This window comes from Stenotrophomonas sp. JC08 (assembly GCF_052180205.1).
Taxonomy (GTDB): Bacteria; Pseudomonadota; Gammaproteobacteria; order Xanthomonadales; family Xanthomonadaceae; genus Stenotrophomonas.
In genome coordinates this window covers 122085-148129 of sequence record NZ_CP197473.1, presented here as the reverse complement: position 1 = coordinate 148129, position 26045 = coordinate 122085, and the positions used below count along the sequence as shown (strand labels likewise).

General features: G+C 69.2%; 21 protein-coding genes. 8 read left to right on the top strand and 13 right to left on the bottom strand.

Annotated elements, in window-relative coordinates; all coding sequences use genetic code 11:
- Positions 1-42 precede the first annotated feature (42 nt).
- A complete protein-coding gene (mgtE, locus tag ACSBPQ_RS00575; protein WP_442683155.1) occupies positions 43-1413 on the bottom strand; it encodes a magnesium transporter in 1371 nt (456 codons plus the stop codon).
- Positions 1414-1712: 299 nt separating this feature from the next.
- Here mgtE and ACSBPQ_RS00570 point away from each other — a divergent pair, with 299 nt between their 5' ends.
- On the top strand, positions 1713-3512 hold the full coding sequence (locus ACSBPQ_RS00570; protein ID WP_442683154.1) for a monovalent cation:proton antiporter-2 (CPA2) family protein: 1800 nt from the start codon (positions 1713-1715) through the stop codon (positions 3510-3512).
- A gap of 13 nt (positions 3513-3525) precedes the next feature.
- Here the strand turns inward: ACSBPQ_RS00570 and ACSBPQ_RS00565 are convergent, their stop codons facing one another.
- Together ACSBPQ_RS00565 and ACSBPQ_RS00560 are read right to left on the bottom strand one after the other, a co-directional pair.
- Positions 3526-6867 carry an ankyrin repeat domain-containing protein gene (locus ACSBPQ_RS00565; protein WP_442683153.1) on the bottom strand — a complete coding sequence of 1114 codons (3342 nt, stop codon included), beginning with the start codon at positions 6865-6867 and terminating at the stop codon, positions 3526-3528.
- Positions 6860-7135: a YcgL domain-containing protein gene (locus ACSBPQ_RS00560; protein WP_442683152.1), complete on the bottom strand. Its 276-nt coding sequence runs from the start codon at positions 7133-7135 to the stop codon at positions 6860-6862. Before ACSBPQ_RS00560 ends, ACSBPQ_RS00565 begins: the two co-directional genes overlap by 8 nt.
- A 226-nt stretch (positions 7136-7361) precedes the next feature.
- Here ACSBPQ_RS00560 and ACSBPQ_RS00555 point away from each other — a divergent pair, with 226 nt between their 5' ends.
- From ACSBPQ_RS00555 to ACSBPQ_RS00545, 3 genes are read left to right on the top strand one after another with little or no spacing between them, the layout of a single operon-like run.
- The gene (locus ACSBPQ_RS00555; protein ID WP_442684612.1) at positions 7362-8561 is read left to right on the top strand and encodes a beta-ketoacyl-[acyl-carrier-protein] synthase family protein; all 1200 of its coding nucleotides are present in this window, start codon (positions 7362-7364) and stop codon (positions 8559-8561) included.
- Between the two features lie 5 nt (positions 8562-8566).
- Entirely contained in the window at positions 8567-9361 is a 795-nt protein-coding gene (locus ACSBPQ_RS00550) for a beta-ketoacyl synthase chain length factor (protein WP_442683151.1), read from the top strand.
- Positions 9354-10133, top strand: coding sequence for a glycosyltransferase family 2 protein (locus tag ACSBPQ_RS00545; protein ID WP_442683150.1), 780 nt, complete (start codon positions 9354-9356; stop codon positions 10131-10133). The genes ACSBPQ_RS00550 and ACSBPQ_RS00545 overlap by 8 nt, the downstream gene beginning before the upstream one ends.
- 10 nt (positions 10134-10143) lie before the next feature.
- Here ACSBPQ_RS00545 and fabG read toward each other — a convergent pair whose 3' ends face one another.
- The 8 genes from fabG to ACSBPQ_RS00505 are packed head-to-tail and all read right to left on the bottom strand — an operon-like array spanning position 10144 to position 16526.
- A complete protein-coding gene (fabG, locus tag ACSBPQ_RS00540; protein WP_442683149.1) occupies positions 10144-10872 on the bottom strand; it encodes a 3-oxoacyl-ACP reductase FabG in 729 nt (242 codons plus the stop codon).
- Positions 10873-10903: 31 nt separating this feature from the next.
- Positions 10904-11329 (bottom strand): phosphotransferase, encoded by a 426-nt coding sequence (locus ACSBPQ_RS00535; protein WP_442683148.1) that lies wholly within the window; start codon positions 11327-11329, stop codon positions 10904-10906.
- A complete protein-coding gene (locus ACSBPQ_RS00530) occupies positions 11316-13655 on the bottom strand; it encodes an MMPL family transporter (RefSeq protein WP_442683147.1) in 2340 nt (779 codons plus the stop codon). The genes ACSBPQ_RS00535 and ACSBPQ_RS00530 overlap by 14 nt, the downstream gene beginning before the upstream one ends.
- Entirely contained in the window at positions 13652-14305 is a 654-nt protein-coding gene (locus tag ACSBPQ_RS00525; RefSeq protein ID WP_442683146.1) for a LolA-related protein, read from the bottom strand. Before ACSBPQ_RS00525 ends, ACSBPQ_RS00530 begins: the two co-directional genes overlap by 4 nt.
- Positions 14217-15185 carry an LpxL/LpxP family acyltransferase gene (locus ACSBPQ_RS00520; RefSeq protein ID WP_442683145.1) on the bottom strand — a complete coding sequence of 323 codons (969 nt, stop codon included), beginning with the start codon at positions 15183-15185 and terminating at the stop codon, positions 14217-14219. Before ACSBPQ_RS00520 ends, ACSBPQ_RS00525 begins: the two co-directional genes overlap by 89 nt.
- Positions 15182-15478, bottom strand: coding sequence for a hypothetical protein (locus ACSBPQ_RS00515; protein ID WP_442683144.1), 297 nt, complete (start codon positions 15476-15478; stop codon positions 15182-15184). Before ACSBPQ_RS00515 ends, ACSBPQ_RS00520 begins: the two co-directional genes overlap by 4 nt.
- Positions 15479-15528: 50 nt before the next feature.
- On the bottom strand, positions 15529-16251 hold the full coding sequence (locus ACSBPQ_RS00510; protein ID WP_442683143.1) for a ketosynthase: 723 nt from the start codon (positions 16249-16251) through the stop codon (positions 15529-15531).
- A gap of 5 nt (positions 16252-16256) precedes the next feature.
- A complete protein-coding gene (locus tag ACSBPQ_RS00505) occupies positions 16257-16526 on the bottom strand; it encodes a phosphopantetheine-binding protein (RefSeq protein ID WP_442683142.1) in 270 nt (89 codons plus the stop codon).
- A gap of 199 nt (positions 16527-16725) precedes the next feature.
- Between ACSBPQ_RS00505 and ACSBPQ_RS00500 the strand changes: the two genes are divergently transcribed.
- Entirely contained in the window at positions 16726-17736 is a 1011-nt protein-coding gene (locus tag ACSBPQ_RS00500) for a chorismate transformation enzyme, FkbO/Hyg5 family (protein WP_442683141.1), read from the top strand.
- A gap of 210 nt (positions 17737-17946) precedes the next feature.
- On the opposite strand, the gene ACSBPQ_RS00495 is transcribed toward ACSBPQ_RS00500, so the two are convergent.
- Positions 17947-19299, bottom strand: coding sequence for an AMP-binding protein (locus ACSBPQ_RS00495; protein WP_442683140.1), 1353 nt, complete (start codon positions 19297-19299; stop codon positions 17947-17949).
- 216 nt (positions 19300-19515) lie between these two features.
- On the opposite strand from ACSBPQ_RS00495, the gene ACSBPQ_RS00490 reads away from it, so the two are divergent.
- Positions 19516-21882, top strand: coding sequence for a S9 family peptidase (locus tag ACSBPQ_RS00490; protein ID WP_442683139.1), 2367 nt, complete (start codon positions 19516-19518; stop codon positions 21880-21882).
- A 48-nt stretch (positions 21883-21930) separates the two neighbouring features.
- Here ACSBPQ_RS00490 and ACSBPQ_RS00485 read toward each other — a convergent pair whose 3' ends face one another.
- Complete coding sequence (locus ACSBPQ_RS00485; RefSeq protein WP_442683138.1) at positions 21931-24669, bottom strand: protein kinase domain-containing protein; 2739 nt, start codon at positions 24667-24669, stop codon at positions 21931-21933.
- A gap of 163 nt (positions 24670-24832) precedes the next feature.
- On the opposite strand from ACSBPQ_RS00485, the gene ACSBPQ_RS00480 reads away from it, so the two are divergent.
- Both ACSBPQ_RS00480 and bamE read left to right on the top strand, forming a co-directional pair.
- Positions 24833-25621: a hypothetical protein gene (locus tag ACSBPQ_RS00480; protein WP_442683137.1), complete on the top strand. Its 789-nt coding sequence runs from the start codon at positions 24833-24835 to the stop codon at positions 25619-25621.
- Between the two features lie 29 nt (positions 25622-25650).
- Positions 25651-26016, top strand: coding sequence for an outer membrane protein assembly factor BamE domain-containing protein (bamE, locus tag ACSBPQ_RS00475; RefSeq protein WP_442683136.1), 366 nt, complete (start codon positions 25651-25653; stop codon positions 26014-26016).
- The last annotated feature ends 29 nt before the right edge of the window (positions 26017-26045 follow it).

The window sequence follows — 26045 nt, the reverse complement described above, 5'->3', positions numbered from 1 at the left end:
CGCACTCCCCCGGCGCAGCCGCGCCAGGCCGCACCGGCCGCGTTACAGCAGCGTGCCGCCGAGGATCAGCGCGGCGATGCTGAAGTAGATGACCAGCCCGGTCACATCCACCAGCGTGGCCACGAACGGCGCCGAGGCGCTGGCCGGGTCGAAGCCGAGCCGTTTGAGGATGAACGGCAGCATCGAGCCGGACAGCGAACCGAAGGTGACGATGCCCACCAGCGCCGCGCCGATGGTCAGCGCCAGCAGCACCCAGTGCTCGCCGTAGTCGTGCAGGCCGCCCAGCTGCCAGATGCCGATGCGGATGATCGCCAGCAGGCCGAGGATGCAGCCCAGCACCAGCCCGGTGGGCAGCTCGCGCAGGGCCACTTTCCACCAGTCGCGCAGGCGCAGCTCCTGCAGCGCCAGCGAGCGGATCAGCAGCGAGGTCGCCTGCGAGCCGGAGTTGCCGCCGGAACTCATGATCAGCGGAATGAACAGGGTCAGCACCACCGCACGCGCCAGTTCCTCCTCGTAATGCTGCATGGCGCTGGCGGTCAGCATCTCGCCGAGGAACAGCACGCTCAGCCAGCCGGCACGCTTGCGCAGCATGTCGAGAAAGCCGATCTGCATGTACGGCTTGTCCAGCGCCTCGACGCCGCCGAACTTGTGCACGTCCTCGGTGGATTCGTCGATCAGCGCATCGAGGATGTCATCGACGGTGACGATACCCAGCATCTGCCGCTGCGCATCCACCACCGGGATCGCCAGCAGGTCGTGGCGGCGGATCAGCTGCGCCACTTCCTCCTGGTCCAGCTGCGGCCCGACCGTGACCGGCGGGTTGACCTGGGCCACGTCGAGGATCGGCTCATCCGGCTCACCGGTGATCAGCCGGCGCATGGTCACCACCTGCAGCAGCTGGCGGCTGTGCGGGTCGAGCACATAGATCGCATAGACCGTTTCGCGGCTGCGCTCCACTTCGCGGATGTGCTGCAGCGTCTGCGCCACGGTCCAGTCGGCCGGCACGCCGACGAATTCGGTGGTCATCAACGCGCCGGCGGTGTTCGGCGGATAGCTCAGCAGCAGCTGGATCGACTGCCGCGCGTCCGGAGCCAGCAGCGGGATCAGCCGCGCGCGCTCGCCGGCATCCAGCTCGTGGACGATGTCGGTGGCACGGTCGTCGGCCATCAGCCCCAGCAGCGCGGCGGCGCGGGCCGGCGGCAAGGTCGCCACCAGCGCACCGGTGCGCTGCAGCTCCGGAGCTTCCAGCAGCTTCACCGCACGCGGCAACGGCAGCGCGGCGAGCGTGTCGGCAGCGTGCGCCAGCTCCAGCGCGTTGAGGTATTGCACCGCATCGGCGGTGTTGAAATCGGCAAGGGGCGCGCTCAGGGTGGCGGCATCCACCACCGGGCGCAGAAGCTGCTTCTGGTTCATTTCGGTTCGCCTGTGTAGTGCGTGCGCAACGCCCGCACGGGCGAACCGGCCGTATCAGGCGGTTGCCGGCGCGGGCGTCGGGCGAGGTCGACTGCTACTGTCGCTGGGCATGGGTTGGACTCCGGATAAAGTGCCGCGCGGGCACGCCGCACAGCCGGGGCAGTCTGCGGCGGGGCACGGCGATGGTCAACCTGGAAGCCTTCCCGTCGCCTTCGCACGCATCCACCGCGGCACTCGCATAATGGGACCGGCGCTCTGCCTGCGCCGGGTTTTCCCGTCTTCCCGCAGGAGCACGATGCATGCACGGTGGTGGTCTCGAACTGGCGTTGGTCCTGCTGCTGGCCGCGGTGGTCGCGGTACCGGTATTCAAGCGCTTCGGCTTCGGCGCGGTGCTCGGCTATCTGGTGGCCGGGGTGGTGCTGGGCCCGCATGTGCTGGGCTTCGTGCAGGACAGCGAGCGGATCCTCGTTGCGGCGGAAACCGGCGTGGTGATGATGCTGTTCGTGATCGGGCTGGAGCTGTCGCCGGCCCGCCTGATGCGGATGCGGAAGGGCGTGTTCTTCGGTGGCAGCGTGCAGGTGCTGCTCAGCGCCGGGGTGCTGGGCGGACTGCTGCTGGCGCTGGATTTCCACTGGAAGAGCGCACTGGTGATCGGTACCGCGCTGGCGCTGTCCTCCACCGCAGCCGGTCTGCAGCTGCTGTCCGAGCACAAGGCACTCAACAGCGACTACGGCCGCTTCGGCTTCGCCATCCTGCTGTTCCAGGATCTGGTCGCGATTCCGCTGCTGGCGGCGATCCCGTTGCTGGGCGGGGTCAGGAACCAGACGCTGAACTGGCTGGACGTGGTCGCCGCGCTGGGCGTGCTGGCGCTGGTGATGCTGCTCGGCCGCCCATTGCTGCGGCGCCTGTTCGTGGTCGTCGCGCGCACCCGCATGCCGGAAGTGTTCACCGCCAGCGCGCTGCTGGTGGTGCTGGGTACGGCCTGGCTGATGGCCGAGGTCGGGCTCAGCGCCAGTCTGGGCGCGTTCATCGCCGGCGTGCTGCTGGCCGACTCGGAATTCCGCCACGAGATCGAATCACAGATCGAGCCGTTCAAAGGATTGTTGCTGGGCCTGTTTTTCATCGCCGTGGGCATGGGCATCGACCTGCACCAGATCGCCGCGCAGCCGGAACGGGTGGCGCTGGGCGTGGCGGTGCTGCTGCTTGTGAAATTCCCGCTGCTGGTCGTGCTGGGCCGGCTGGCCCGCCTGCCGTGGCGCAGTGCGCTGCTGCTGGGCAGCGTGTTGTGGCTGGGCGGTGAATTCGCCTTCGTGGTGTTCAACGAGGCCGAACGCGCACAGCTGCTGGAACGCAGCGACCACGACCTGCTGGTGGCGGTGGTCGGCCTGTCGATGGCGATCACGCCACTGTTGCTGATGCTGCTGCACCGGCTGCTGCGCGCTGGCCCGGCCGCGGCGGCCGCCGGGCATGCACCGGATCCGGCACTGGACGCGGCCGGGGCGCAGCGGCCGCAGGTGCTGATCGCCGGCATGGGCCGTTTCGGCCAGATCGTCGCGCGCCTGCTGACCGCCCAGCACATCCCGTTCGTGGCGCTGGAGCCGGACCCGGACACGGTGGAGGACCTGCGGCGCTTCGGCAACCAGCTCTACTACGGCGATCCGTCACGTCCGGAAATGCTGCGCGCGGCCGGCGGCGAGCATATCCGCGTGTTCGTGATGGCGATGGGCGATCCGGACAGCAACCTGCGCGCGGTGCGGCTGGTGCGGCACCTGTACCCTGCCGCGCGGGTGCTGTCACGCGCGCGCAACCGCCAGCATGCGTGGAAGCTGATGGACCTGTCGAGCGAACCGTTCCGTGAGGTGCTCGGCTCCAGCCTGGAGGTCGGCGAGCGCGTGCTGACCGCACTGGGCATCCCCGGCCACGTGGCGCGCGCGCATGTGCAGCGCTTCCGCGAACACGACGACAACCTGCTCAGGACGCAGCATCTGCTCTACGACGACGAGGCGGCGGTGATCCAGAGTTCGCGCGCGGCGCGTGACGAGCTGATGCAGCTGTTCCAGGCCGATGCCGACAAGGGCCGGGAACAGACCCCGGACTGAGCGCGCGCGACGCTCAGCCGCGGTCGCGCAGGAAGCGCGCCATCGACGACACCCCCGGCAGCGCCGGTTCGAACTCGCCGGCGATGTCGATGAAGCCGCGCATGATGGCGATATCGCGCGGGCTGCGGTTCAGCGCATCGCGCATGTCCGGATCGGCACCGGCACGCAGCAGCCGCTGCACCAGCAACGGCAGGCCGTGCAACGCGGCCAGATGCAACGGGCCGAAGCCGCGCGGATCACGCACATCCAGCGCCACATCCTCGTCCAGCAGGCGCTCCAGCCCGGCCAGCACCACCTGCTCGTCGCAGGCGGTGCCCGGTTCGGCGCGCGCACCCAGCAGCAGCAGCAGCGGCGTCACCGTCCCGGCCGAGGCCTGGTCCGGTTCGGCGCCGGCCAGCAGCAGGGTGTCGAGCAGGGTCAGCAGGCGGGTGCGGTCGCGCGCGGTGAAGCCGTACAGCGCGGCGCAATGCAGCGGCACCAGCTGCTGGTCGTCACCGGCATGCACATCGGCACCGGCGGCCAGCAGCCGCGCGACGATATCCGGCAGACCGAGCGCGGCGGCCAGCATCAGCACGGTGACACCGCCCGGCAGCCGGTGTTCGATCCGCGCGCCGGCATCGAGCAGCGCGATGACCACGGCGGTCTGGCGCATGCTCACCGCCGCCGACAACGGCGTGGCGCCACTGCTGGCGGCACGCTGCGGATCGGCGCCACGCGCCAGCAGCAGGTCCAGCACCACCCGGTGACCGCCACCGGCCGCCCGCAGCAGGCCGGTACAGCCCTGCGCGTCCACCGCATCCACCGCGAAGCCCAGTTCGATCAGGCGCCGTACCGCATCCACGTCACCGGCCATCGCCGCGGCCGGCACGTCGGCCTCGCACAGCGGACGCAGCGGCAGCGGCCAGCTGCGCCAGTCCAGCCAGTCGGCCAGATCACGGCGTCCGCTGGACAGCGCCACGCCCAGCGGGGTCTGGCCGTCGGCGGCGCGCGCCTCGGGCGAGGCCCCCTGCAACACCAGCAGCTTCACCGAGGCTTCGCGCGCCAGCGCGGTGGCCAGATGCAGTGCGGTCATGCCGTGGCTGTCGCGCGCCTCGCGGTCGGCACCGTTGAGCAGCAGCGCCTGCTGCAGCTTCAGCCAGCCCAGCCGCACCGCCAGCGACAGCGGCGGGTCGCCCGCCGCCGATGCGCCGAACGGATCGGCGCCGCGCTCGAGCAGCTCCAGCGCGAACTGTTCGGTTCCACGGGCGCCATGGTCGTGCTGCACGCAGGCGGCCAGCAAACGCGCCAGGCCACCCCGACCGGCCACCGACACGCCGTGCCGCAGCATCACCTGCAACGTCGGCAGTGCCTCCACGCCCCGCGCCAGCAGCGCGAACACCGGCAAGTCGCCAGCGGCATCTTCCACTTCCGCACTGGCGCCGTGGCCGAGCAGCCAGTCGACCACCTGCGGCTGCAACACCAGCTGCGGGTCATGCAGCAGCCCGCCCAGTTCCGTGGCCGAGCACAGCCGCGCCAGCGCGGCCATGCCCTCGACATTGCCGAACGCCAGCGCCTCGCGCAGCAAGGCCAGCGGTGCACGGTCCAGCAGCAGCGGCGCGGCCTGCGCACCCTCGCCGTCATCGGCGGCGGTGGTGGCATCGCTGACCGCCACCGGCAGCGGGTACCCCGGATCGAGCAGCGACACGATCGACCAGCGCCCGGCAGCAGCGGCATGGTCGATGGCGCGACGGCCATCGGCCGCGGCCACGTCGGCGGCAATGCCCAGGTCCAGCAACCGCTGGATCAGCGCCGCCGACACCTGCTCGGCTCGGCTGGCCAGCAGGATCGCGTTGGCGCCTTCGCCATCGACGGCATTCACGTCCGGCTTGTGCGCCAGCAGGCGCTCGAGCACGGCGACCCGGCCATGTGCGGCCGCATCCAGCCACGGCGTACGCCCCAGCGCATCACGTGGTTCGACGTTGGCCCCGGCATTGAGCAGCGTTTCGACAATATCGACATGACCGGCGGCAGCGGCCTCGTGCAGCGCGCTGCGCCGCTGGCGGTCACGCGCGTCCAGCCGGGCCTTGTGCTTGAGCAGCAGCTGCACGCCGGCCGGATCATCCTCTTCGGTGGCCGCCGCCGACACCAGCACCGCAATGCCGTTTTCCGGCTCCGGCTGCGCACCCCGTTCCAGCAGGAATTTGGCCAGCCGCCAGTTGCCGGCCTGGCAGGCCAGTGCCAACGGGCTGTGGCCGTCGTGGTTGAGGGCATCGATTTCCGCCGAGGCATCACGCAGCAAGGCCGCCACGCCCGGATCGGAACTGCGCGCGGCATGGTGCAGCGGGGTGTTGCCGTCGGCATCGGTCGCACGCGGGTCGGCGCCGTTGGCCAGCAGCGTCATCACCGCCTCCGGCCGGCCGTGCCAGCTGTCGCGGGTGGCGGCCAGCAGCGGCGTCATGCCGCGATGCGGCTGGTTCAGGCTCACGCCTTGGGCGATCAGCGCACGCAGCATGCGCAGGTCCGGCAGCACCGCCGCCAGCACCACCAGGCTGCGCTGGTCGCGGAAATCGGCCGGCGGCAAGGCATGCGCATCGGCGCCGGCTTCGAGCAGCTGCAATGCACGGTCCACGCGCCCGGCGCGCACCGCCTCATACAGCTGCGGCACCAGTTCATGCTGGGCCAGCGGTTCCAGCGGCAGCGGCTCCGTGGCCGCTTCGGCAAATGGATCAAACCCCTCCGTCGCCGTCATCAGCGACGCCGGGGCCGCCGCTGCCGGTGCGGCCGGCATCGCCTGCAACAACGCGTGCAGCAGCGGCGAGACGACCGCGCAGGCGATCGCCAGCGGCCAGCGCCATCCGTCCGCCAGCAGGCCCGGCCATGCCGGTACCACGACGCTGGCGCACAGAACCAGCAGCAGCGCCGCCGCGGCCAGGCCCTGCCAGGAGGAAAGGCCGCGCCCGGCCAGCACCAGCCATTGCGCCTGAAGAGTACCGTCCTCGCGTTCCAGCCCATGCCACAGCGGCCAGGTGCGCCACAGGCCCAGCACCGCCACGCTCACCGCCACGCCCAGGGCCAGCACCGCGGCCAGACTGCCACTGTCGTGCAGCGCCGCCAGCGGCCAGGCCACCAGTGCGGCCACCGCCGCGACTCCCCCCGCCCACAGCAGCGCCAGCCCCGGCAGCACGCGCTTGAGCACGGCCACGGAGGGCGAAGAGGTACGGGTGCGCCGCAGCCATGACACCGCCAGCGCGAACAGCGGCTGCGCCAGCACACCGCACAGCGCCGCGACCACGCCACCTGCGGCGGTGGCCAGGCTCAGCAACAGGGCGATCGGCAATGCGACAGCAACAGCCCGGTTACGCGCGCCTTCAGTCATCGCGGCCGTCGATGCGGGGAATTTTCACCGGAGCCAGTGGTTGTGGCGGCAGTTGCAGGTGGAATCCGCGTTCGGCCAGGTTGGCGCGCACCAGCGCGGCGTCGGCCTGGGCCAGGCGGCGTTCGGGTGTCAGGGCCACCTCCAGTACGAAGGTGTACGGGGCCAGCGTGCTCCCCAGCGAGGCCGGGATCACATCGAAATCATCACGCGTGGCGAGGTAGACGTAGGTGTCCTGCTTGCGTTGGCTTTTGTAGACGTAGGCGTGCATACCAGCGGGCGTGGCCCTGCTCGGGAATGCGATGATTGTGTCGGAAATGACGCACCGGCGAAAGGCATGAGGCCAATAACGGCGGGCACTTACCCCGCATCCCTCATTCACTTTCATCAAAAAGTCATCATTGCGCTCGCGGGAAACGGCCGCTGTCCGGCTGCCGATATACTCGCGCCCCGTCGAATCCTTGGAAGTCCGCGTGAAGCCTGCTTCGTCTCCGCCAATGCTCCCGGTGAACATCCTCGCGCATACCGCCACCACGGCGCTGGGAGCGGGGGTGGATGCGCAACGCGAGGGCTTGCGCGCACGTCGCAGCGGACTGCGTCCCAATGATTTCGGCCAGGAGCCGCTGCCGTGCTGGATCGGCCGGGTGCAGGGCGTGGAAGACGTGCAGCTGCCGGCGCATCTTGCAGATTTCGCGTGCCGCAACAACGCGCTGGCGTGGCTGGCGCTGCAGCAGGACCAGTTGCCGGAAACGCTGGCGCAGGTGGTGGCCCGCCACGGTGCGGGCCGGGTGGCGGTGGTGATGGGCACGTCCACTTCCAGCATCGGCGCCACCGAGGAGGCCTATGCCCGGCTTGAAACCAATGCCGATGGCAGCGCGCAGCTCCCCATCGAGCTGCGGCAGCCGCGCATCCACACCCCGCATTCGCTGGGGAATTTCGTCCAGGCCGCGACCGGCCTGCACGGTCCCTGCGTGACGGTCGCCACCGCCTGCTCCTCCAGCGCCAAGGTGTTCGCCCAGGCCGCGCGCCTGATAAATGCCGGACTGGCCGACGCCGCGCTGGTCGGCGGCGTGGACACGCTGTGCGGCAGCGTGCTGTTCGGCTTCAACTCGTTGCAGCTGATCGCTCCCGGCCCGTGCCAGCCGTTCGACGCGCGCCGTGTGGGGCTGTCGCTGGGCGAGGCCGGCGGCTACGCACTGCTGGAGCGTGCCGACGCCGGTAATGGCAACGGCCTGCAGTTATGCGGGTATGGCGAATCCAGCGACGCCCACCACATGTCGGCACCGCACCCGCAGGGGCTGGGCGCACGACTGGCGATGGAGGCCGCGCTGCAGCGCGCCGGTATCGCCCCCGCAGCGGTCGGCTATCTCAACCTGCATGGCACCTCGACACCGGCCAACGACAGCATCGAGGCCAGCGTCGTCGCCGCGCTGTTCCCGCCCGGCCTGCACGCCAGCTCGACCAAGGGCTGGACCGGGCACACGCTGGGGGCGGCCGGCATCGTCGAATCGGTGTTCGCGCTGCTGGCGCTGTCCGACGGCCTGCTGCCGGGCACGCTCAACAGCGAAATCCCCGATCCGGCCTGCGGCCCGCAGATCCGTTTCGACAACGCGCAGGCGGACATCCGCTATGCGATGAACAACTCCTTCGGCTTCGGCGGCAACAACTGCGCGCTGGTGTTCGGCAAGGCAGGATGAGGCACATGCTGGAAGCAACCATCGAGGGCATCGGATTCTGGGGCAGCGGCCTGCCCGACTGGGACAGCGCCTGTGCCTGGATGCGTACCGGTGCACGCAACGACGGCGCCCCGGCGCGTCCCTCGCCGCAGCTGCTGGCCGCCAACGAGCGCCGGCGTGCGCCTGCCACCGTGGCGGTAGCATTGGAGGCCGCGCTGGCCGCCTGCGAGGCCGCCGACCGCGCCCCGGCCAGCCTGCCGGCGGTGTTCACCTCCACCCACGGCGAGCTGGCGATCACCGATTACATGTGCGCCACCCTGGCCACCGAGCCGCTGGCGATCTCGCCCACCCGCTTCCACAACTCAGTGCACAACGCCGCCGCCGGCTACTGGACCATCGGCGCCGGGGCACACGGGCCCGCCACCGCGCTCAGTGCCGGGGTCTACAGCTTTGCGCAGGGGCTGCTGGAGGCGATGGTGCAGCTGCACGCCGGCGAGCAGGCGGTACTGCTGGTCGCCTACGACGGCGCGTCCAGCGGCCCGCTGGCGCAGGTCGCGCCGAGCACCGGCCTGCTGGGCGCGGCACTGGTGCTGTCGCGCACGCCATGCGTGGAGCTGCCGCGGATCGGCGTGCGCCTGCACGGCGACGCTCAGCCCGAAGCCGCCACCGCGCCGCCGGCCGGACCGCTTTCACAGCTGCTGGGGGGCAACGTGATGCAACCGGCGCTGCCGCTGCTGGAAGCCGTGGCGATGGAACAGGAACAGCTGTGGCTGCCGTCCGGCCCGTCGCAGTGGCTGCAGGTCGATATCAACCATGGTTGATTCCTCACCGCTGTGCGCCGCCGATGTCGCGGTGGTGATCCCGGCGCTCAACGAGGTGCTGCGCATCCGCCAGGTGGTGGAAGATGCGCTGCAGCACTTCCCGCACGTGATCGTGGTCGATGACGGCTCCAGCGACGGCACCGCCGCATGCATCGCCGACCTGCCGGTGAGCGTGCTGCGCCATCCACAGCGGCGCGGCAAGGGCGAGGCGCTGCGCAGCGGTTTCGCCGAAGCCCACCGCCGTGGCCTGCGCGGCGTGCTGACCATGGACGGTGACGGCCAGCATGCGGCCGCCGACCTGCCGCGCCTGCTGGCCAGCGCCAACCGCCATCCCGGCTGCCTCATCATCGGCGCGCGGCTGCGCAAACGCGCCGCGCAGCCGCGGTACCGGCGCCTGGCCAACGAGTTCGGCGACTGGGGCATCGCCTGGGGCACCCATTACCAGGTGGCCGACAGCCAGAGCGGACAGCGTTTCTACCCGGCCGCCGTCATCGCGCTGCGCGACATTCCCGGCGAGGGCTTCGTGTTCGAAGCGCAGATCGTGATTTCCGCCGCGCGCCAGCTGGGCACACGCTGCGTGTCGGTGCCGATCGAGTCGCGCTACCGCCGTGCCGGCAGCGACGAACAGTTCCGTGCCAGCCACTTCCGGCCACTGCGCGACCTGTACCGCATTACCAGCCACATCGTGCTGCTGGCGCTGCGCCACGGCCACCTGCGGGAGGTCCATCGCCGCATCCGCGCCAATCCGCCGCGTATCGACGACACCCCCTGACCCGGCGGCGTCAGCCCATGCCGCCGTTGATGCCGATCACCTGGCCGTTGATGTAGCCGGCCATATCGCTGCACAGGAACGCGACCAGCGCCGCCACTTCTTCCGGCGTGCCGGCACGCGCGGCCGGCACCACCTGCTTGACCATCTCCGGCGGAAACGCGTCGGCCGCCATCTGCCCGGCGATCACCCCCGGCGCGACCACGTTGACGCTGATACCGCGGCTGGCCATTTCCCGCGCCAGCGACTTGCTGGCGCCATGCAGGCCGGCCTTGGCCGCGGCGTAGTTGGTCTGGCCGCGGTTGCCCAGCACCGCCGCCACCGAGGACACGCTGACGATGCGGCCCCAGCGGGTGCGCGCCATCGGCAGCAGCAGCGGCTGGGTGACATGGAAGAAGCCATGCAGGCTGACATCGATCACCCGCCGCCAGCGCTCCGCGTCCAGGCCGGCCATCGGCGCGTCATCGTGGATGCCGGCATTGTTCACCAACACCTGGATCGGCCCCGCTTCCAGCAGCGCCGCCAGCGCCTGCGCGACCGCGTCGGCATCGGCCACGTCGAACGCCACCGCCTGTGCGCTGCCGCCATGGGCAAGGATCTGCTCGACCACCGCCTGCGCCCGGGCCAGGTTGGCGTGGGCATGGACGATGACATGCAGGCCGTCGGCCGCCAGCTGGCGGCAGATCGCCCCGCCCAGATCACCACTGCCGCCGGTCACCAGCGCACGTCGTTTGTTGTTCATGAAATGGGTTCCCGCGGACGAATGGATCGGTTCAGGGCAGCTGCAGCATCACCGCCGCGCGGCCTTCGGCCAGCAGCACGCCGGCATGGCTGATGCGGAACGCATACTGCTGGCTGCCCGGTGATTCGGCCAGCACCTGCGCCACCGCCTCCAGCGCGCCGGGCAGGTCGTCGATGCGCGCCACCTGCAGCTGCACGTCACGCAGTGCCACCAGCACGCCCGGCGTCACCGCACCGGCAGTCGCGCGCAGGCCACCGTGCACCGCCATCGCCTGCGCGCCGTACTCGCACAGGTGCAGCGCCCGCAGGCGGCCGGCGCTGCGCAGCGGGTGGGCCGGGTCGCGATGGTTGAAGGCGCGCAGATGGATGTCCTGCGGCGTCCACGCCACCACCTCGTCCCACAGGCACATGGCGCCCTGGTGCGGCACACGCCGCAGGATCTGCTCACGGTCGAGCATCGGCCACCTCCTGCCACGGATGGCGCGAGACCAGCAGCGCCAGCACGAAATTGCACACCACCCCCAGCGCCACCGTGCTGCCGATCGCACGCAGCACCGGGATCGAAGACAGCCCCAGCAGGCTGAACACCAGCAGGGTCATCGCGCTGCACACCAGCAGTCCGTGCAGGGTGCGCAGCTGCCCGGCCCGGCTGTCGCCGGCATGCTCGAAGAACAGTCCATAGTCCAGGCCCAGGCCGGCGGCGAGGATCAGTCCGATCAGGTGGAACAGGTTCAACTCCACGCCCAGCCCGCGCAACACCGCCAGCACCAGCAGCGTGGTCAGCACCATCGGCAGCAGCACCCGTACCGCACGCCGCATGCTGCGCAAGGCGCCCCACACGGTCAGCGACAGCAGCAGCACCGCCAGCGCCAGCGCCGCCAGCACGCGGCCGCGGTAATCGGCGACCAGCGATTCGGAGGCCTGCTTCATGTCCAGCAGTTCGGCACCGTGTTGGCGCGCGGTGGCCGCCACCGCCGCGACATCGTGCAGACCACTGAGCGAGACCAGCGCGGTGGCGTGGCCGTCGCCCTGCAGCAGCAGACCATCGACCGCCCCGGCCAGCGGCGTACCGTGCAGATCCCGCGGCTGCAACGCCGGTGCCTGCCGTGCCGTGGCCATATCGGCGAGGAACGGCTCGAAGGCATCTTCGACAAACGGGGTATCGGCCACCGCGGCGGCAAGCGCGTCGCGCAAGGTCACCGCATCCGGCAGCTGCTGCTGCCGCTGCTGCTGGGTGCGGGCACTGGGCAGGTAGCGCGCGGCCAGGTCGTAGCGTTCCAGCGCACCGGCGGCGACCTGCGCGTCCAGCGCCACCGCCAGCTGCTCGCTGGCTGCCAGCGCCGCCTGCGCATCCGCACCGCGCACGGTGATGACGTAGCGCACATCCGGCGCGCCCAGCTCGCTGCGCAGCTGCGCATCGCGTGCCAGATCGGCCGGATCGACCGGGGTCAGGCGGCCGAGATCGTTCTGCCAGAACGCCCCCGGCGCCAGCACCATCACCGCCACCGACAACAGTGCCAGCACCAGCAGCGCGCGGCGCGGACGCGGCAGGTGCCGGGTGTACTGCCAGAGCCGTGCCAGCCGCTGCGAATCGGCAAAATCGCGGGTGGCCGGATCGACCAATGCCGGCAGCAGGTAGCGCGTGGCCAGCGCCGCCGCCAGCAGCGCGGTGATGGTGAACACCGACAGCTGCTTGAGGCCGTCCACGCCGGAGAACAGGAAGGTCAGGTAGGCGATGCAGGTGGCGATCACGCCGGTGCCCAGGGTCGGCCACAGCGCGCGCACCGTGTCCCACGGCGATCGCCCCGGACGCTGGTGACTGAAGAAATGGATGGGATAGTCCTGCACCACGCCGATCAGGGTGAAGCCGAAGGCGATGGTGATGCCATGCACGCCGTCAAACCCCAGCACCACCGCCCCCAGCCCGGCCAGGCCGGCAGTGGCCAGCGGCAGGAAGCCGAGGATCGGCATCTTCCAGCTACGGTAGGCGATCCACAGCAGCAGGATCATGCCGATCGTATCGAGCGTGCCGATCAGCCCGGCCTCGTCGGCGGTGCGGTTGCCGATCTTCACCGAGAACGCGCCCGGCCCGCTGAGTTCGATCCGGCTGCCGCTGTCACCGGCGGCCTGCGCGAACGCGGCGTTGATCGCATCCACCGCCGCCTGTTGCGCACCGGGATCGAAACCGGCGGCGCGGGTCTGCAGCAGCAGCAGCGCCTGGGTGCCGGTGTGGTCGAACCACACCTCGTCGATGCGTTGCGGTGCCGTGGCCGGCTGCAGCGCTTCGGCCACGCGCAACACCTGCAGGGTCGGATCGGAAGGCAGCAGCGGCTCGACCAGCCCCCCCGCGGGCGAGCCCAGATCCTGCAGGCGCGCCTGCAGTTCCTCACGCAGGTTGCTGCTGGAAAACGCATCGGCCGGCAACGGCGTGAGCAGGTAGCGGTACGGCAACAGCCGCTCGGGGAAGGCATCCAGCCCGGCCTGGGCTCCGTTGGCGACCAGTTCGAACTGCGGATCGGCCGCCAGCGTGTCACGCAGCGCATGGGACTGCGCGGCCAGCTGCTCCGGCGCCGCGCCGGACAGGGCGACCATCAGCAGGCGCGCACCCGGCCCTTCACCGAGTTCATCCAGCAGCAGTTTCTGCGCCGGCGTGCGCGCATCGGGCATGAACTTGCGCAGGTCGCTGCTGACCTGGGTCCGCCCCCCCAGCCAGAGGCCGGCCAGCGCCAGCAGCAGCAACCAGCCGATGGCCAGTCCGATGCGGTGATACGCCGAAAACCTCAATGCCCGTCACCGGCATGGCACAGCGCCGCCAGTGCCGCGGCCTGGCGCACCCCGGCCGCGGCCCGCGCCGCGCTGCCGAGCAAAGTGCGCTGCAGATCGCCCTTGGCCGGACGGGTTTCAATGCAGCGCAGCTCGTCGCCCTGGCCCTGCAGGTTCACCGAGACCAGCCGCCGCGCCAGCGCCGCGTCGCGCGGCGTCAGCAGCAACTGCCACTTCCCGGGAGTTCCGGACGCCTGCAGCCGGTAGTGCTGCTCCAGCGCTGCCAGATCCCCGGCCAGCAGCGCACCGAAGCTGGCCTGCAGGTCGGCCAGCTCCGGCGCCCGTTGCAGCGGGAACACCCGCAGCGGTTTGCCGACACGGGCGATGCTGACCTGGCCATCGGCGATCGTGGTGGTTTCGGCATAGGGCGCCTGCACTTCACGCACCAGCGTGGCGGCGTCGGGACGGTGGTACTGGCCCTCCACCCGCAGCGGCTCCTTCAACAGCGCCGAGCCGCGCAGTTCGACAAAGCCGGTCTGCCCGGGAACCGGCTGCGCCAGCTGCCGCAGGATCCAGCCGGCATCAACCTCGCCGGCCAGCGCCGGCGCCGCCAGACCCGCCAGCAGCATCCCCAGCAGGCGCGGACGGACGTTCGGTTTGCCAGAAGTCATAGAAATTGAACCAGTTGAAAGGCGCATCGCGCAGGTGATGCTCAAGCCGGCCGGCATAACGCCGGATGAGCAGGGACAGCAGCTCCGCGCGCCGCGGGCGGGGAATCTCCACCGCGGCGGTGAACGGCTCGAACAGCAGATCGTAGCGATTGCCGCCCCGGTACAGGCCGAACGCCAGCACCACCGGCGCCTTCAGCACACTGGCGATCAGCCATGGCGCTGTCGGGAAAGGGGCATCGCAGTCCAGCAGCGGCACCGGTACCGCCGCCTCGCCCGGACGGGCGCGGTCGACCAGCATCGCCACCATCGCCCCTTCTTCCAGTGCCTGCTGGATCGCCAGCACCACCGCGGTGCCCTCCTGTCCGGCATCGATGACCCCGGACGCCAACTGCGGGTCCAGTTCGTCCAGCAGCTCGGTGATGGCGGCGTTGTGCGAGCGGTCCAGCAGCACCCTCAGCTTCAGGTCCGGGCGTTGCCGCGCCAGCACCCGCAGCGCGTCGAAACTGCCCAGATGCGAGCCGAACACCAGCACGCCGCGGCCCTGGTCCAGGTGCGCATGCAGGTGTCCGGTGCCCTGCGCACGGATATCGAACAGGCCGGTACGCCCGGCCAGCAGGAATACGCGGTCGAGGATGGTGGCGGCAAAGGTGTGGATATGCCGGGCGATATCCCGCGCCCGCACCGGACGCCCCAGCACCCGCTGCAGATAGTCCCGCGAAGCGCGCCGCTCGACCGCGCGGACGCAGTAGAAATACGCGGTGATCGGATACAGACAGGCGCGGGCGATGCCGCGTCCACCGTGCCGGGCAATGCCACCGATCAGGCGGATGGCCAGGCGCCCACCGCCCTCGGGGCGGCGTTTCCAGTCGTTCTCGCTCATGTTCCCGCGTCGCCGGCCAGCACCAGTTCACCCCGCGCCAGCAGCTGGTCCTGGTGCGATACCGAGAATTTCCAGCGCGGTGCCTGGCCTTCCAGCGCCACCCTTGCGGTCTGCCCGGGCAGCAGCGGGGCGATGAACTTCACCTGCGGCAGCCGCAGGGCACCGGCCTCGATACCGGCATGGACCTCGACCGCATGCAGCACCTGCTCCAGCAACACCACGCCCGGCACCAGCGGCCGGCCCGGGAAATGCCCGGCCAGGCAGGGATGATCGGCGGCGATGGTGAACTGCATGGCATCCGGCATGGCGACAGGGCCGCACAGGATAGCGGCAGGCGCCGCGCTCAGCGCAGCAGGTCGCGCCAGAACGCCGGTCCCAGCTGGCCGAGCTGGCGCAGGAAATCCAGCGCGTTGCGGTACGGGCGCTGTGGAAAGCGGCGCTCGCGCACCAGGAATTCGACCACGAAAAAGCCGCCGACCAGCCCCCAGTTGGCGATGTTGGCGCACCAGGACCACTGCTCGTGGGTCACCGGCCACCATGGCTGGATACCGAATGCCGCGAGCAGACCGCCGGGCACCGCGCTCATCGCCAGCGCCAGGTTGAGCGCCGCCAGCAGCACCAGTACCGCCACCCAGGCCGTAGTCAGGCCGCGCGTGTAGTGCTTGAGTTCCGCCGTCACCGGCATGCCCGCGCGCGCGTACAGCGCCTGCATGATGGCGGTGATCAACGGCGTGCGGCCGCGCCGCAGCGAACGCCCGAACCCCCACGCCACCAGCAGCGGAAACACCACCGGCGGTGCCAGCAGCAGCATCCACGCCCACACCGAGCCGCCCAGCCAGCCCAGCAGCAGCAACGCGCCCGCCAGCACCAGCCACGCCCATCCGCGTCGCCGCGCCAGCGGTTCCAGCAGGCACAGCAGCACCAGCCCGGCCAGCGCCGCAGCCGCCCACAGGCCGTCATCGCGCAGGCTGGCCACGTGCGACAGCACCGGATAGGCCAGCAGCAACAGCAGGCGCATCACCTGCGCCAGCGGCCCGTGGCCGGGCTCAGGGCTGGCCGGATGCATCGCGTTCAGAGCGTCTTGTTGGCCTGCACATGCGCCGACAGCGCCCGCAGCGAGGCGAAAATGCGGCGGTTGTCGTCATTGTCCGAGCGCAGCTGGAAGCCGTAGCGCTTGCTGATCGCCAGCGCCAGCTCCAGCGCGTCGATCGAATCCAGCCCCAGGCCATCATTGAACAGCGCCGCTTCCGGGTCGATCTGCGCCGGCTCCAGGTCTTCCAGATTCAGGCTTTCGACCAGCAGCGCGGCCAGTTCGCGCTCGGCGTCGGTTTGTTGCGACATTTCCACATCCACAGCAAAGAAAGCGGCAACGATCCGGCATCCCCGCGCCCAGCGCAACCATGGTCCGTACAGCGTGCGCGGTATCATGGCGCCCTCATGCAGCACCGATCCGCTCCGTAATGACCTCCACACCGTGTTTCTGTCCGTCTCCGCAGCTGCCCCGGCAGGGGCGACCCGCCTTCCCTGCCGGAGCCGGACGATGAACGCCCTCGCCTCATTGGCACCGTCGGCCGCCCTGCAGGTGGACTACGCCGATCCCGCGACCCTGCCGGCGCTGCTGGCCGACGACCACGTCCTGGCCGTTTTCGGTTTCCACGCGGGCAGCGGCAAGCCACCCAGCGATGATCCGCGCTACCTGCAGGTCGGCCTGCAGATCGACGGCACCGACACCCTGGAAGTGTGGCGCAGCCCGCATCCGGTGCAGCGCGGGCGCGATGCCGACGGCGTGGCGTGGGCCAGCGATGGCGCACTGCTGTTCGGCGCGCTGCAGATCGAGGAGGCCGCGCACGGCGGCATCAGCGGCGCGGCCGAGCACGCCTACGCGACCCTGCTGGCGGCGCTGCCACGGCACGGCTATCCGCACCTGCTGCGGATCTGGAACTATCTGGACGCGATCACCGAAGGTGAAGGCGACAGCGAGCGCTACCGCGATTTCTGCGTCGGCCGTGCACGCGGCATCGGCGCCATCGACACCCGCACCCTGCCCGCGGCCACCGCCATCGGCCGCCTCGACGGCGTGCGCGTGCTGCAGGTCTACTGGATGGCTGCGCGCCAGCCCGGCACGCCGCTGGAAAATCCGCGCCAGGTCAGCGCCTACCGCTACCCACGTCAATACGGCCCGCAATCGCCCAGCTTCGCCCGCGCCATGCTTGCCGCCGACGATGCCGCGCTGCCACTGCTGCTGTCGGGAACGGCCAGCGTGGTCGGCCATGAGACCCGCCACGGCGACTGCACGCTGCGCCAGCTGCAGGAAACCTTCACCAACTTCGAGGCCCTGATCGGTGCCGCCCGCCAGCATCGCCCGGCGCTGCCGGCCCGGTTCGGCAGCGGCAGCCGGCTCAAGGTCTACGTCCACGATGCGGCGGAGATCCCGGCGGTACGCGCCGCACTGGCCGCGCAATTGCCGGCTGGCGTGCCCTACATCGTGCTCAACGCCGAAGTATGCCGGCCCAACCTGCGGGTGGAGATCGACGGCGTCCACGACGCCTGAGTGCGGCTGCGGTTGCGGTTGGTTGCGGTTGCCCGTGATCCTGCTGTTGCACTTGGCTGTTGCAACTGGCTGTTGATCTTCCCTGCCCTAAAGCGAGCCGGGCACCGCAGCGTGTCGGGGGCGCAGAGGCGCGCATGTCCGAGCGCAGCGAGTTGTGCGCCGGCCACCGCCCCGCGAGGAGCGCAGGGAGCCGGCGGGCGCGACACGCGATCACTCATCCCCGTGCAGCAGCGCCAGCAGCGCCTCGCGCGGCAGCTTGCCGGTCTCGTTGCGCGGCAATGCCTCGACCTTGCGCAGCGGCCGCGGCAGGAACACCGGGTCCATCAGCGCGCGCAGTTCGTGCAGCAGGTCGGCCACTTCGCGCTGTGGCGCCACCACCAGCGCGGCGATGCGGCCCACCGCATGCCCGGGTTCCGGCGCCAGCTGCAGCACCACCGCATCCTCGACACCGTCCAGCGCCTGCAGCTTGCGGGTCAGGTCGCCCAGCGAGGCCCGCTTGCCGGCGATTTCCAGCAGGTCGGCACGCCGCCCACGCAGCACGAAGCGGCCGTCGGGCAGCAGCTCCCCCAGATCGGCCAGCAGCACCGGCGCGGGCAGATGCGGCGCGTGCACCCGGGTACCGTCCGGCTGCGGCTCCAGCCGCACCCCCGGCAACAGCTGCCAGGCGGTGTCACGGGCGGTACGGCGGCGGGCGAAGATGCAGGTTTCGGTGGAACCGAGCACTTCGCGCACTTCGGTATCGAAACGCTGTTCGGCGGTGGCGGCCAGTTCCTGCGGCAGCGGGGCGGTGGCGGTGACGATCCCGGCCAGCGCTGGCAGCACAACGCCCGATTCGACCAGCGCCTTCAGGTGCACCGGTGTGGTCACCAGCAGCCGTGGCGCCGGCACCGTGGCCAGTGCCTGCGCCACGTCCTGCGGAAAGAACGGCCGTCCGGCCTGCAGCGTGGCCGGTGCCAGCAGCGGCAGCAGCACCGCCATCTCCATGCCGTACATGTGCTGCGAGGGCACGGTCGCCACCAGCGAGGGCTGCGCATCGCCCCACAGGTCCCGCAATGCCTGCAGATTCTGCGTGGTACTGGCCCGGAATGAGCCCCAGGTCTTGGGGTTGGCGCCGGGCACGCCGGTGCTGCCGGAGGTGAAGCCGATCGCCACCAGCTGGTCGTGGGCCAGCTGCGGTCGGGCTCCGGGCAGTTGCGGCAGCTCGGCCGGCAGCACATGGCAATCGGGTGGCAGCGCCGCCATCGCACTGTCGCCGATGCAGTAGGTCTGCCGATAACGCTGCCGCACGTCCTCCACCACCGCCGGCGCGCGCGAGGCCGGCAGCAGGTTCACCTGCCCGCGCAGGGCGACGGCGCAGAACGCCACCAGGAACCGGTAGCGGTCCTCACACAGGTTGACCGCATGGCGGCCCTCGGGCAGTTGCGCCGCCACCCCGCGCACCTGCGCCAGGAAGGTATGCAGATCCACCTGCAGCCCGTCGGACAGCGCGAGCGGGCGCCCGTCCTCGCCAACGGCAAGCAGGGAAGCGCAGGGACGGAACGCTGTTTCAGGAACCACCGACATGCGACCGCAACGACCTCACAAGAACTGGCCCGGCATCCAAGGCGCCCGGGCGGGCGGCCAGCTTGGGCCCCCGCAGGCATGCTGGCAAGTTCACCGCTGGCCGGGCGGCGGCAGCGGACGGCCGGACCTTGCCGATCCCGGCATCATGACCTGTGGCCCAGCCCCGCCCGGGGCCGGACTGCTAGGCTTGCCGGGACCTTTTTACCGGTGCCGAACATGCCCAGATTGCTGCCCCTGTCCCTGCTGCTGTTGACCGCTTTCGGCAACGCCGACGCCGCACCCACGCCGATCACGATCGAACAGGCGATGGCCGATCCGGACTGGATCGGGCCGCCGGTGGAGTCGGCCTGGTGGTCGTGGGATGGCCGGCAGGTGCAGTACACACTCAAGCGCGCGGGCAGCACGGTGCGCGACACCTTCCGCGTGGCCACGACCGGTGGTATCGGCCAGCAGGTCGCCGACGACCAGCGCGGCACGCTCGATGCCGCCAGCCGGGTCTATGACGCCAGCCGCCAGTGCATGGCCTTCGTGCGCAATGGCGACGTGTTCGTGCGCGACCTGCGCAGCGGTGCGCTGACCCAGCTGACCCGCAGCAACGAGCGCGCCAGCGGCGTCAATTTCGCCAGCGACGGCGGCGTGATCTGGAAGGTCGGCAACACCTGGTACCACTGGAACGCCCGCAGCAGCGTGGTCAGCCAGGTCGCCCAGCTCAAAGCCGAAAAGAACCCGGCCGATCCGCCCAAGGCCGACGTGCTGCGCGACCAGCAGCTGCGCACTTTGGCCACGCTGCGCAACGACCGCGCCCAGCGCGAGGAACTGCGCGAGCAGGGTGAGCGCTGGCGCCAGGCCGACCCGACCCGTGCACCGGCACCGGTCTTCCTCGGCGCGGACGTGGAAATCGTCGACAGCGTGCTTTCGCCCGATGCCCGCCATCTGGTGGTGGTGACCAAGGCCAAGGGCTATGACGAAGGCCGCGGCGGCAAGATGCCGCTGTATGTGACCGAATCCGGTTACGAGGAAGCCGAGGACACCCGCACCCGCGTCGGCCGCAACAACCCGGAGCCGCACACGTTCTGGCTGGCCGATGCGATCACCGGCAAGGTCGAGGCGCTGGCGCTGGACCACCTGCCGGGTATCACCACCGATCCGCTGGCCGAACTGCGCAGCAAGGCCGGCAAGGACCCGCTCAAGGGCAACCGCCCGGTGGCGCTGATGAGCGAATACATGGGCGGTGGCATCCGCTGGAACGCCGATGGCAGCCAGGCGGCGATCATGCTGCGCGCGATCGACAACAAGGACCGCTGGATCGCCACCACCGGCATCACACGCGCCAGGCTGGAAAACCGCCACCGGCTGACCGACGGCGCCTGGATCAACTGGAGCTTCAACGACTACGGCTGGATGCCCGACGGCCGCACGCTGTGGCTGCTGTCGGAGGAATCCGGCTACTCGCACCTGTACACCCAGGCCGGCAGCGGCAAGCCCAAGGCGATCACCGCCGGCAAGTGGGAAGCTTCCTCACCGGAAGTCAGCGCCGACGGCAGCAGCTTCTATTTCCTGTGCAACCAGAAGTGGCCGGGCGACTACGAAGTCTGCACCGTTGCGGCCAATGGCGGCACGGTGCGTGAGGTGACCGCGCTGGACGGCGTGGAGGACTTCAGCCTGTCACCGGACGGTGCACAGCTGCTGGTGCGCTACTCCGCGCCTTACCTGCCGGCGCAGGCCGCGGTGCTGCCCGCCAGCGGTGGCGAGGCCCGCCAGCTGACCGACACCCGCAGCGCCGCGTTCAAGGCACGCGAATGGGTGCAACCACAGATGGTGCAGGTGCCGTCCAGACATGGTGCCGCGCCGGTCTGGGCCAAGTACTACGGCCCGGAAACACTGGAGCCGGGCAGGCAGTACCCGATCGCCATGTTCGTGCATGGCGCCGGCTACCTGCAGAACGTGCACGCGCGCTACTCCAACTATTTCCGCGAGCAGATGTTTCACAACCTGCTGGTGCAACAGGGCTACGTCGTGCTGGACATGGACTACCGCGGCAGCGCCGGTTACGGCCGCGACTGGCGCACCGCCATCTACCGCAACATGGGCCACCCGGAACTGGAGGACTACAAGGACGGTCTGGACTGGCTGGTGGAAACCAGGCAGGGCGACCGTGACAAGGCCGGCATCTACGGCGGCTCCTACGGCGGCTTCATGACCTTCATGGCACTGTTCCGCTCGCCGGGCACGTTCAAGGCCGGTGCCGCGCTGCGCCCGGTGGTCGACTGGCACCAGTACAACCACGCCTACACCAGCAACATCCTCAACACCCCGGACATCGATCCGGAGGCGTACCGCATCTCCTCGCCGATCGAGTACGCCGAGGGCCTGCAGGACAGCCTGCTGATCGCCCACGGCATGATGGACGACAACGTGTTCTTCCAGGATTCGATCAACCTGACCCAGAAACTGATCGAACTGCACAAGGACAACTGGACCATCGCCCCGTACCCGCTGGAGCGCCACGGCTACACACGCGCCGACTCCTGGCTGGACCAGTACAAGCGCATCTACAAGCTGTTCGAGCAGGAACTGAAGTAGGCCTCATGGCAAGGGCGGCCGTAAGAATTGGCCGCCCTCGCCAACAGCTCAGCTCCGCAGCAGTTGACGCAACCCGGCCAGTTCCTTCGCATCGTCCACATTCAATGCATCCAGCTTCTCCAGGGCGGGAGCGAGCAGCCCTTTCCCCTGCTCCTTGTCGCCGCGCAGGATCAGGGCCTTGCCCCGCAGGGCATTCAAACGATGCTCCCACCCTGGAGTACTATCGCCGGCCATCAGCATTGCCGGATCCAGCCCGTCCAGAAACACCAGAGCCTCGTCATATTCCTGTTCGTCGGCCAGCATGCCCGCAAGCTCGAAGCTGTAGACCTGCGTATGGACATTGTCCGGCCCGTGCTCTGAGCGCAACGTTCCGATCACCTTGCGCAACAGCTGCATTGCCACACTCCGGTCACCGCAAGCGTATTCCTTGGTTGCCAGATTGCCGGCTTCCACCAGCGTGCCCTGCTTCGCCTCGCCAAAACTCTCCACCATGCCGGCATGAACACGGCGCATGGCGGCCAGAGCCGAGGGACAATCTCCCGCACCATCGAGGATGCTCGCGATCGTTGACAGCTGGACCAGCGCCTGCCAGCTGTTCTCCCCCATTACCCGTACCGATGCCTGTTGGGCCGCCTGCGCAAGCGGCAGCGCTTCGGCATATTTGCCCTGATTGCGCAGAGCACGCGCCAGGTTCAACCGCAACGCGGAGAGGTAGACCTCACCAATCGTGGCCACATCGAATCTCGGATCATCCAGAGACTCCTTCAGCAACTCCTCGGCTTCGCGCAATTTGTCCCGCCGCATATACACATCCGACAGGTTGACGCGGATACCTGAGGCAAGCTGCATGTCATCCGGCAGCAGCTGACGCTGCAACTGGTCCGCACGCCGCAACTCAGGCTCGGCCTCGGCGACCTTCTGCCGCTGGGTCAGCAGGACACCGCGCAGGTAAGCCGCACGCAGCGTCATCAATGAATCTTCGGCAAGTTGCGGACCTGCCAGAACATCGGTGTCTTCCAGCAACGCAGTGGCCTCGTCGAACTTCTGCGCGTAGGCCAGCATGCCGACAAGTTCGTAGCACGCACGCAGCGTGGTTTCATCCTTGTCGCCGAATGCCTGCTCGTAGCTCTGCACGGCCTGACGCAGATGGATTTCGCCTTTGTCGCGATCACCCAGGGTTCGCCATGACACACCCAGTGCGGCATGCACGCTTCCCTGCGTGGCTGGATCGTCCTTGAATTTCCCACCAAGATCCGTGGAGACCTTTCCTAGCAGGTCGCGGATGGTCGGATCCTTTTCAAAGGCGCTTCCTCCCGGCGACACGGCACCTATCAGGTCATTGCTGAGGAACTTCACCACGGATTCGGCGCGCATCGCCTGCTTCTGCGCCTTGTCACGCTGCTCGGCCGCCTGCTGCTCGGCAGTACGCGAGCGCTGCAACAGGATGCCACTCAACAGCAAGGCGCTACCGAGGATCATCAGCGCGGCGATCATCCACGGTCTACGTGCACGCAACCGCTTCAGCTTTTCCTCTCCTTGCACGATACGATCCCGGACAGCATCTTCCAGCGCCTGCTTCTCGCGCCGTCCTGACAGGTCACGGATACGGGCCGCCAGCAATGCGGCCGATTCCAAGCGCTTGCCAGGATCACCGTTGGCGGCGTCGGCGATATCCTGCCGCAGCAACGGGTCCGCGATGTCACTTTCCCAGCCCGGTGCAAGCGGACGCCGGAAGTCACCCACCACCATCTGATACAGCGTGACACCCAGCGCGTAGACATCACTCCTGACGGTAGGCGCCTGCCCCGCCACCACTTCCGGAGCGAGGTACAGCGGTGTGCCGCTATCGGACAGTGCCTGAGTCTGGGTCAGCCCCAGCCGGGTGATACCCAGGCCTTCCAGCAGGCCCGGCTCGAATATCCGGCTGCTGCCGAAGTCGGTCACCCGCACCTGCAGCGTCCCCGGCTCTCCTTCCAGTAGCAGGTTTGCCGGCTTCAGATCCTTGTGCAGCACGCCCACACCGTGCGCCTCGGCCACGGCATCGGCCGCTTCACAGAACAGGGCCAACCGCGCAGACAGCGGCAGCGCTGCCACGTTTTGTCCCTGCGCATCCTGCCAGCGATCCAGGCTGGCCCCGCCGTATTCGAACTCGATGAAATAAGGTGCCTGTTCAAAATCCCAGTCAATGGCTCTTACGAACCCACGGTGCGGGCCCAATGCCTGCTCCAGCAGGCGCGCCACGGTGACCTCACGCTTGAGTCCGTTGAGCCGCTGGCCGTCCAGGCTGAACTTGAAAACCCGCACCTGGCCGGTCTTGGCATGCCGGGCCAGCCATACCTCGCCGTCACCGCCACGGGCCAGCGTCTCTTCCAGTCGCCAGTTGCTGCGGCGGGGCACACTGTCGCCGGCCGCAAGCCGGCTGCCGAGCGGGATGTACTCCACCGCCCGGCGGCCGACCTTTCCTTCCAGCCGATACCCCACCTTGGGCAAGGTGACAATCATCGCGCCGGCATCCTCCCCCAGAGCCCGCCGCAGCTTGCCTACCGCGTTGGTCAACACCGCCTCGACCACCACTCGCCCGGCCCATACGGCCGACAGCAACTCCTCCTTGGTGACCGCCTCTCCGGCATGACGCAACAGGTACTGCAGCACCTCCAGCGGCTTGCGCTCCAGCTCGGCCAGCTGTCCCCCAACACTCAGCTGCCAGCGCCCTTCATCGAATTCGGCCCTGCCGATGGTCCAGCGATACGCCTCCGGCGCACCCCCTGCGTCGCGATCCGTTGCCATTGCTTTCCTCTCATGCCCCCTGCCTTATCCGAAATATCCATTACGAATCAGGCACATGCAAAAAGTTTGAATTTCGTTTGTGCGGCATGGGGACGACACCCTCTGACTTCGCCAACAGTCGCCGCCACCGGCCAATGCCGTGACGAAAACAGCGAGGTGCTCCATGCGTGGAAAGATCATTCACTACAACACCAGCGATGGCAAAGGACTGGTGTCCGCCAACGAACGGCAGTTCGCCTTCGACATCGGCCAATGGCGCAGCGACAGCGCACCGGGGGTCAACCAGACCGTGGAGCTGCAACTGGCCGATGACAGCCTGCAGTCGCTGGCACGGATCAGCGAGGAAGTCCTGCTGAGAGAGAAGGCCAGCGAGCTGGCCGGCAGGCTGGGAGGCGTGGGCGGTGCCGCCCTTGGCACGCTCAAGGCCAACGCCCCCGGTGCGGCCGGGGGCCTGCAAGGCGGGATGTCGCGACTGGGCAAGCCAGTGCTGGGCCTGTACGCAGTGTTTGCGGTATCGGCCCTGCTCCTGCCCTACCTGAAAATCAAGCATCCCTTTGGTGGCGAGGGCCGCTCTTTCAGTCTTGTCGGCCTGTCGGACCTGTCCCAGCAGCTCGGCACTTCGGTTGGCGGCAGCTTCCTGCCGTGGCTGGCCATCTTCGCCTGCGCGCTGCCGTTGTTCTGGCGCAGCCGCATTGCCTGGCTGGCGCTGCTGCTGCCGCTGCTGGCCACCGCCAAGCCGTTTTGGGACGTGGCCTGGGCGATCAGGAAGGTCACCCAGCAGGCCAGTCAATTCGATGCACGGATGGGCAGCGCCATCGCCGGACGGTTGCTGGACACGCTGGGCACCGGCGTCGGCCTGTGGCTATGCCTGCTCACCGCCCTGGCGCTGGCGGCCTTCGGTCTCAAGCGCACCGTGTTCCCGCCCGCCGATACCGCCATTCCCCAGGAATAAAGACCATGAAGCACATCCCCATCGCCCGCATGGCGATCGCCGTCACGCTGCTGTCGGCCACTGCCTTCAACGCCGCCGCACAGCAGGACAACAGCGCGGTGCTGCAACGCCTCGCCGCCCTCGAAGCGCGGGTGGCTGCACTTGAAGGCCGGTCATCCAACGGCACGCCCGGCGCTGCCGAGGCATGGCAAGACCCCGAGAAATGGAAGCGCCTGCGCAAAGGCATGACCGAGCAGGAAGTACGCGAACTGCTGGGCAAGCCAACGACCGGCAACCGCAACAACCAGGCCGCCAGCCAGACGCTGACCATCATGGCTTACACCAATGGCCTGCAGAACGGACAGGTCCATCTCCTGAATGGCCATGTCAGCAGCTGGAACGAGCCGCTCTTCTGATCCCCTTCAAACCCAGTCATAACACCGGA

Bases quoted from the DNA above. Each gene is read 5' to 3' on its own strand.
- mgtE (WP_442683155.1), bottom strand. From the start codon at position 1,413: ATGAACCAGAAGCAGCTTCTGCGCCCGGTGGTGGATGCCGCCACCCTG.
- ACSBPQ_RS00570 (WP_442683154.1), top strand. From the start codon at position 1,713: ATGCACGGTGGTGGTCTCGAACTGGCGTTGGTCCTGCTGCTGGCCGCG.
- ACSBPQ_RS00565 (WP_442683153.1), bottom strand. From the start codon at position 6,867: ATGACTGAAGGCGCGCGTAACCGGGCTGTTGCTGTCGCATTGCCGATC.
- ACSBPQ_RS00560 (WP_442683152.1), bottom strand. From the start codon at position 7,135: ATGCACGCCTACGTCTACAAAAGCCAACGCAAGCAGGACACCTACGTC.
- ACSBPQ_RS00555 (WP_442684612.1), top strand. From the start codon at position 7,362: ATGCTCCCGGTGAACATCCTCGCGCATACCGCCACCACGGCGCTGGGA.
- ACSBPQ_RS00550 (WP_442683151.1), top strand. From the start codon at position 8,567: ATGCTGGAAGCAACCATCGAGGGCATCGGATTCTGGGGCAGCGGCCTG.
- ACSBPQ_RS00545 (WP_442683150.1), top strand. From the start codon at position 9,354: ATGGTTGATTCCTCACCGCTGTGCGCCGCCGATGTCGCGGTGGTGATC.
- fabG (WP_442683149.1), bottom strand. From the start codon at position 10,872: ATGAACAACAAACGACGTGCGCTGGTGACCGGCGGCAGTGGTGATCTG.
- ACSBPQ_RS00535 (WP_442683148.1), bottom strand. From the start codon at position 11,329: ATGCTCGACCGTGAGCAGATCCTGCGGCGTGTGCCGCACCAGGGCGCC.
- ACSBPQ_RS00525 (WP_442683146.1), bottom strand. From the start codon at position 14,305: ATGACTTCTGGCAAACCGAACGTCCGTCCGCGCCTGCTGGGGATGCTG.
- ACSBPQ_RS00520 (WP_442683145.1), bottom strand. From the start codon at position 15,185: ATGAGCGAGAACGACTGGAAACGCCGCCCCGAGGGCGGTGGGCGCCTG.
- ACSBPQ_RS00515 (WP_442683144.1), bottom strand. From the start codon at position 15,478: ATGCAGTTCACCATCGCCGCCGATCATCCCTGCCTGGCCGGGCATTTC.
- ACSBPQ_RS00510 (WP_442683143.1), bottom strand. From the start codon at position 16,251: ATGCATCCGGCCAGCCCTGAGCCCGGCCACGGGCCGCTGGCGCAGGTG.
- ACSBPQ_RS00505 (WP_442683142.1), bottom strand. From the start codon at position 16,526: ATGTCGCAACAAACCGACGCCGAGCGCGAACTGGCCGCGCTGCTGGTC.
- ACSBPQ_RS00500 (WP_442683141.1), top strand. From the start codon at position 16,726: ATGAACGCCCTCGCCTCATTGGCACCGTCGGCCGCCCTGCAGGTGGAC.
- ACSBPQ_RS00495 (WP_442683140.1), bottom strand. From the start codon at position 19,299: ATGTCGGTGGTTCCTGAAACAGCGTTCCGTCCCTGCGCTTCCCTGCTT.
- ACSBPQ_RS00490 (WP_442683139.1), top strand. From the start codon at position 19,516: ATGCCCAGATTGCTGCCCCTGTCCCTGCTGCTGTTGACCGCTTTCGGC.
- ACSBPQ_RS00485 (WP_442683138.1), bottom strand. From the start codon at position 24,669: ATGGCAACGGATCGCGACGCAGGGGGTGCGCCGGAGGCGTATCGCTGG.
- ACSBPQ_RS00480 (WP_442683137.1), top strand. From the start codon at position 24,833: ATGCGTGGAAAGATCATTCACTACAACACCAGCGATGGCAAAGGACTG.
- bamE (WP_442683136.1), top strand. From the start codon at position 25,651: ATGGCGATCGCCGTCACGCTGCTGTCGGCCACTGCCTTCAACGCCGCC.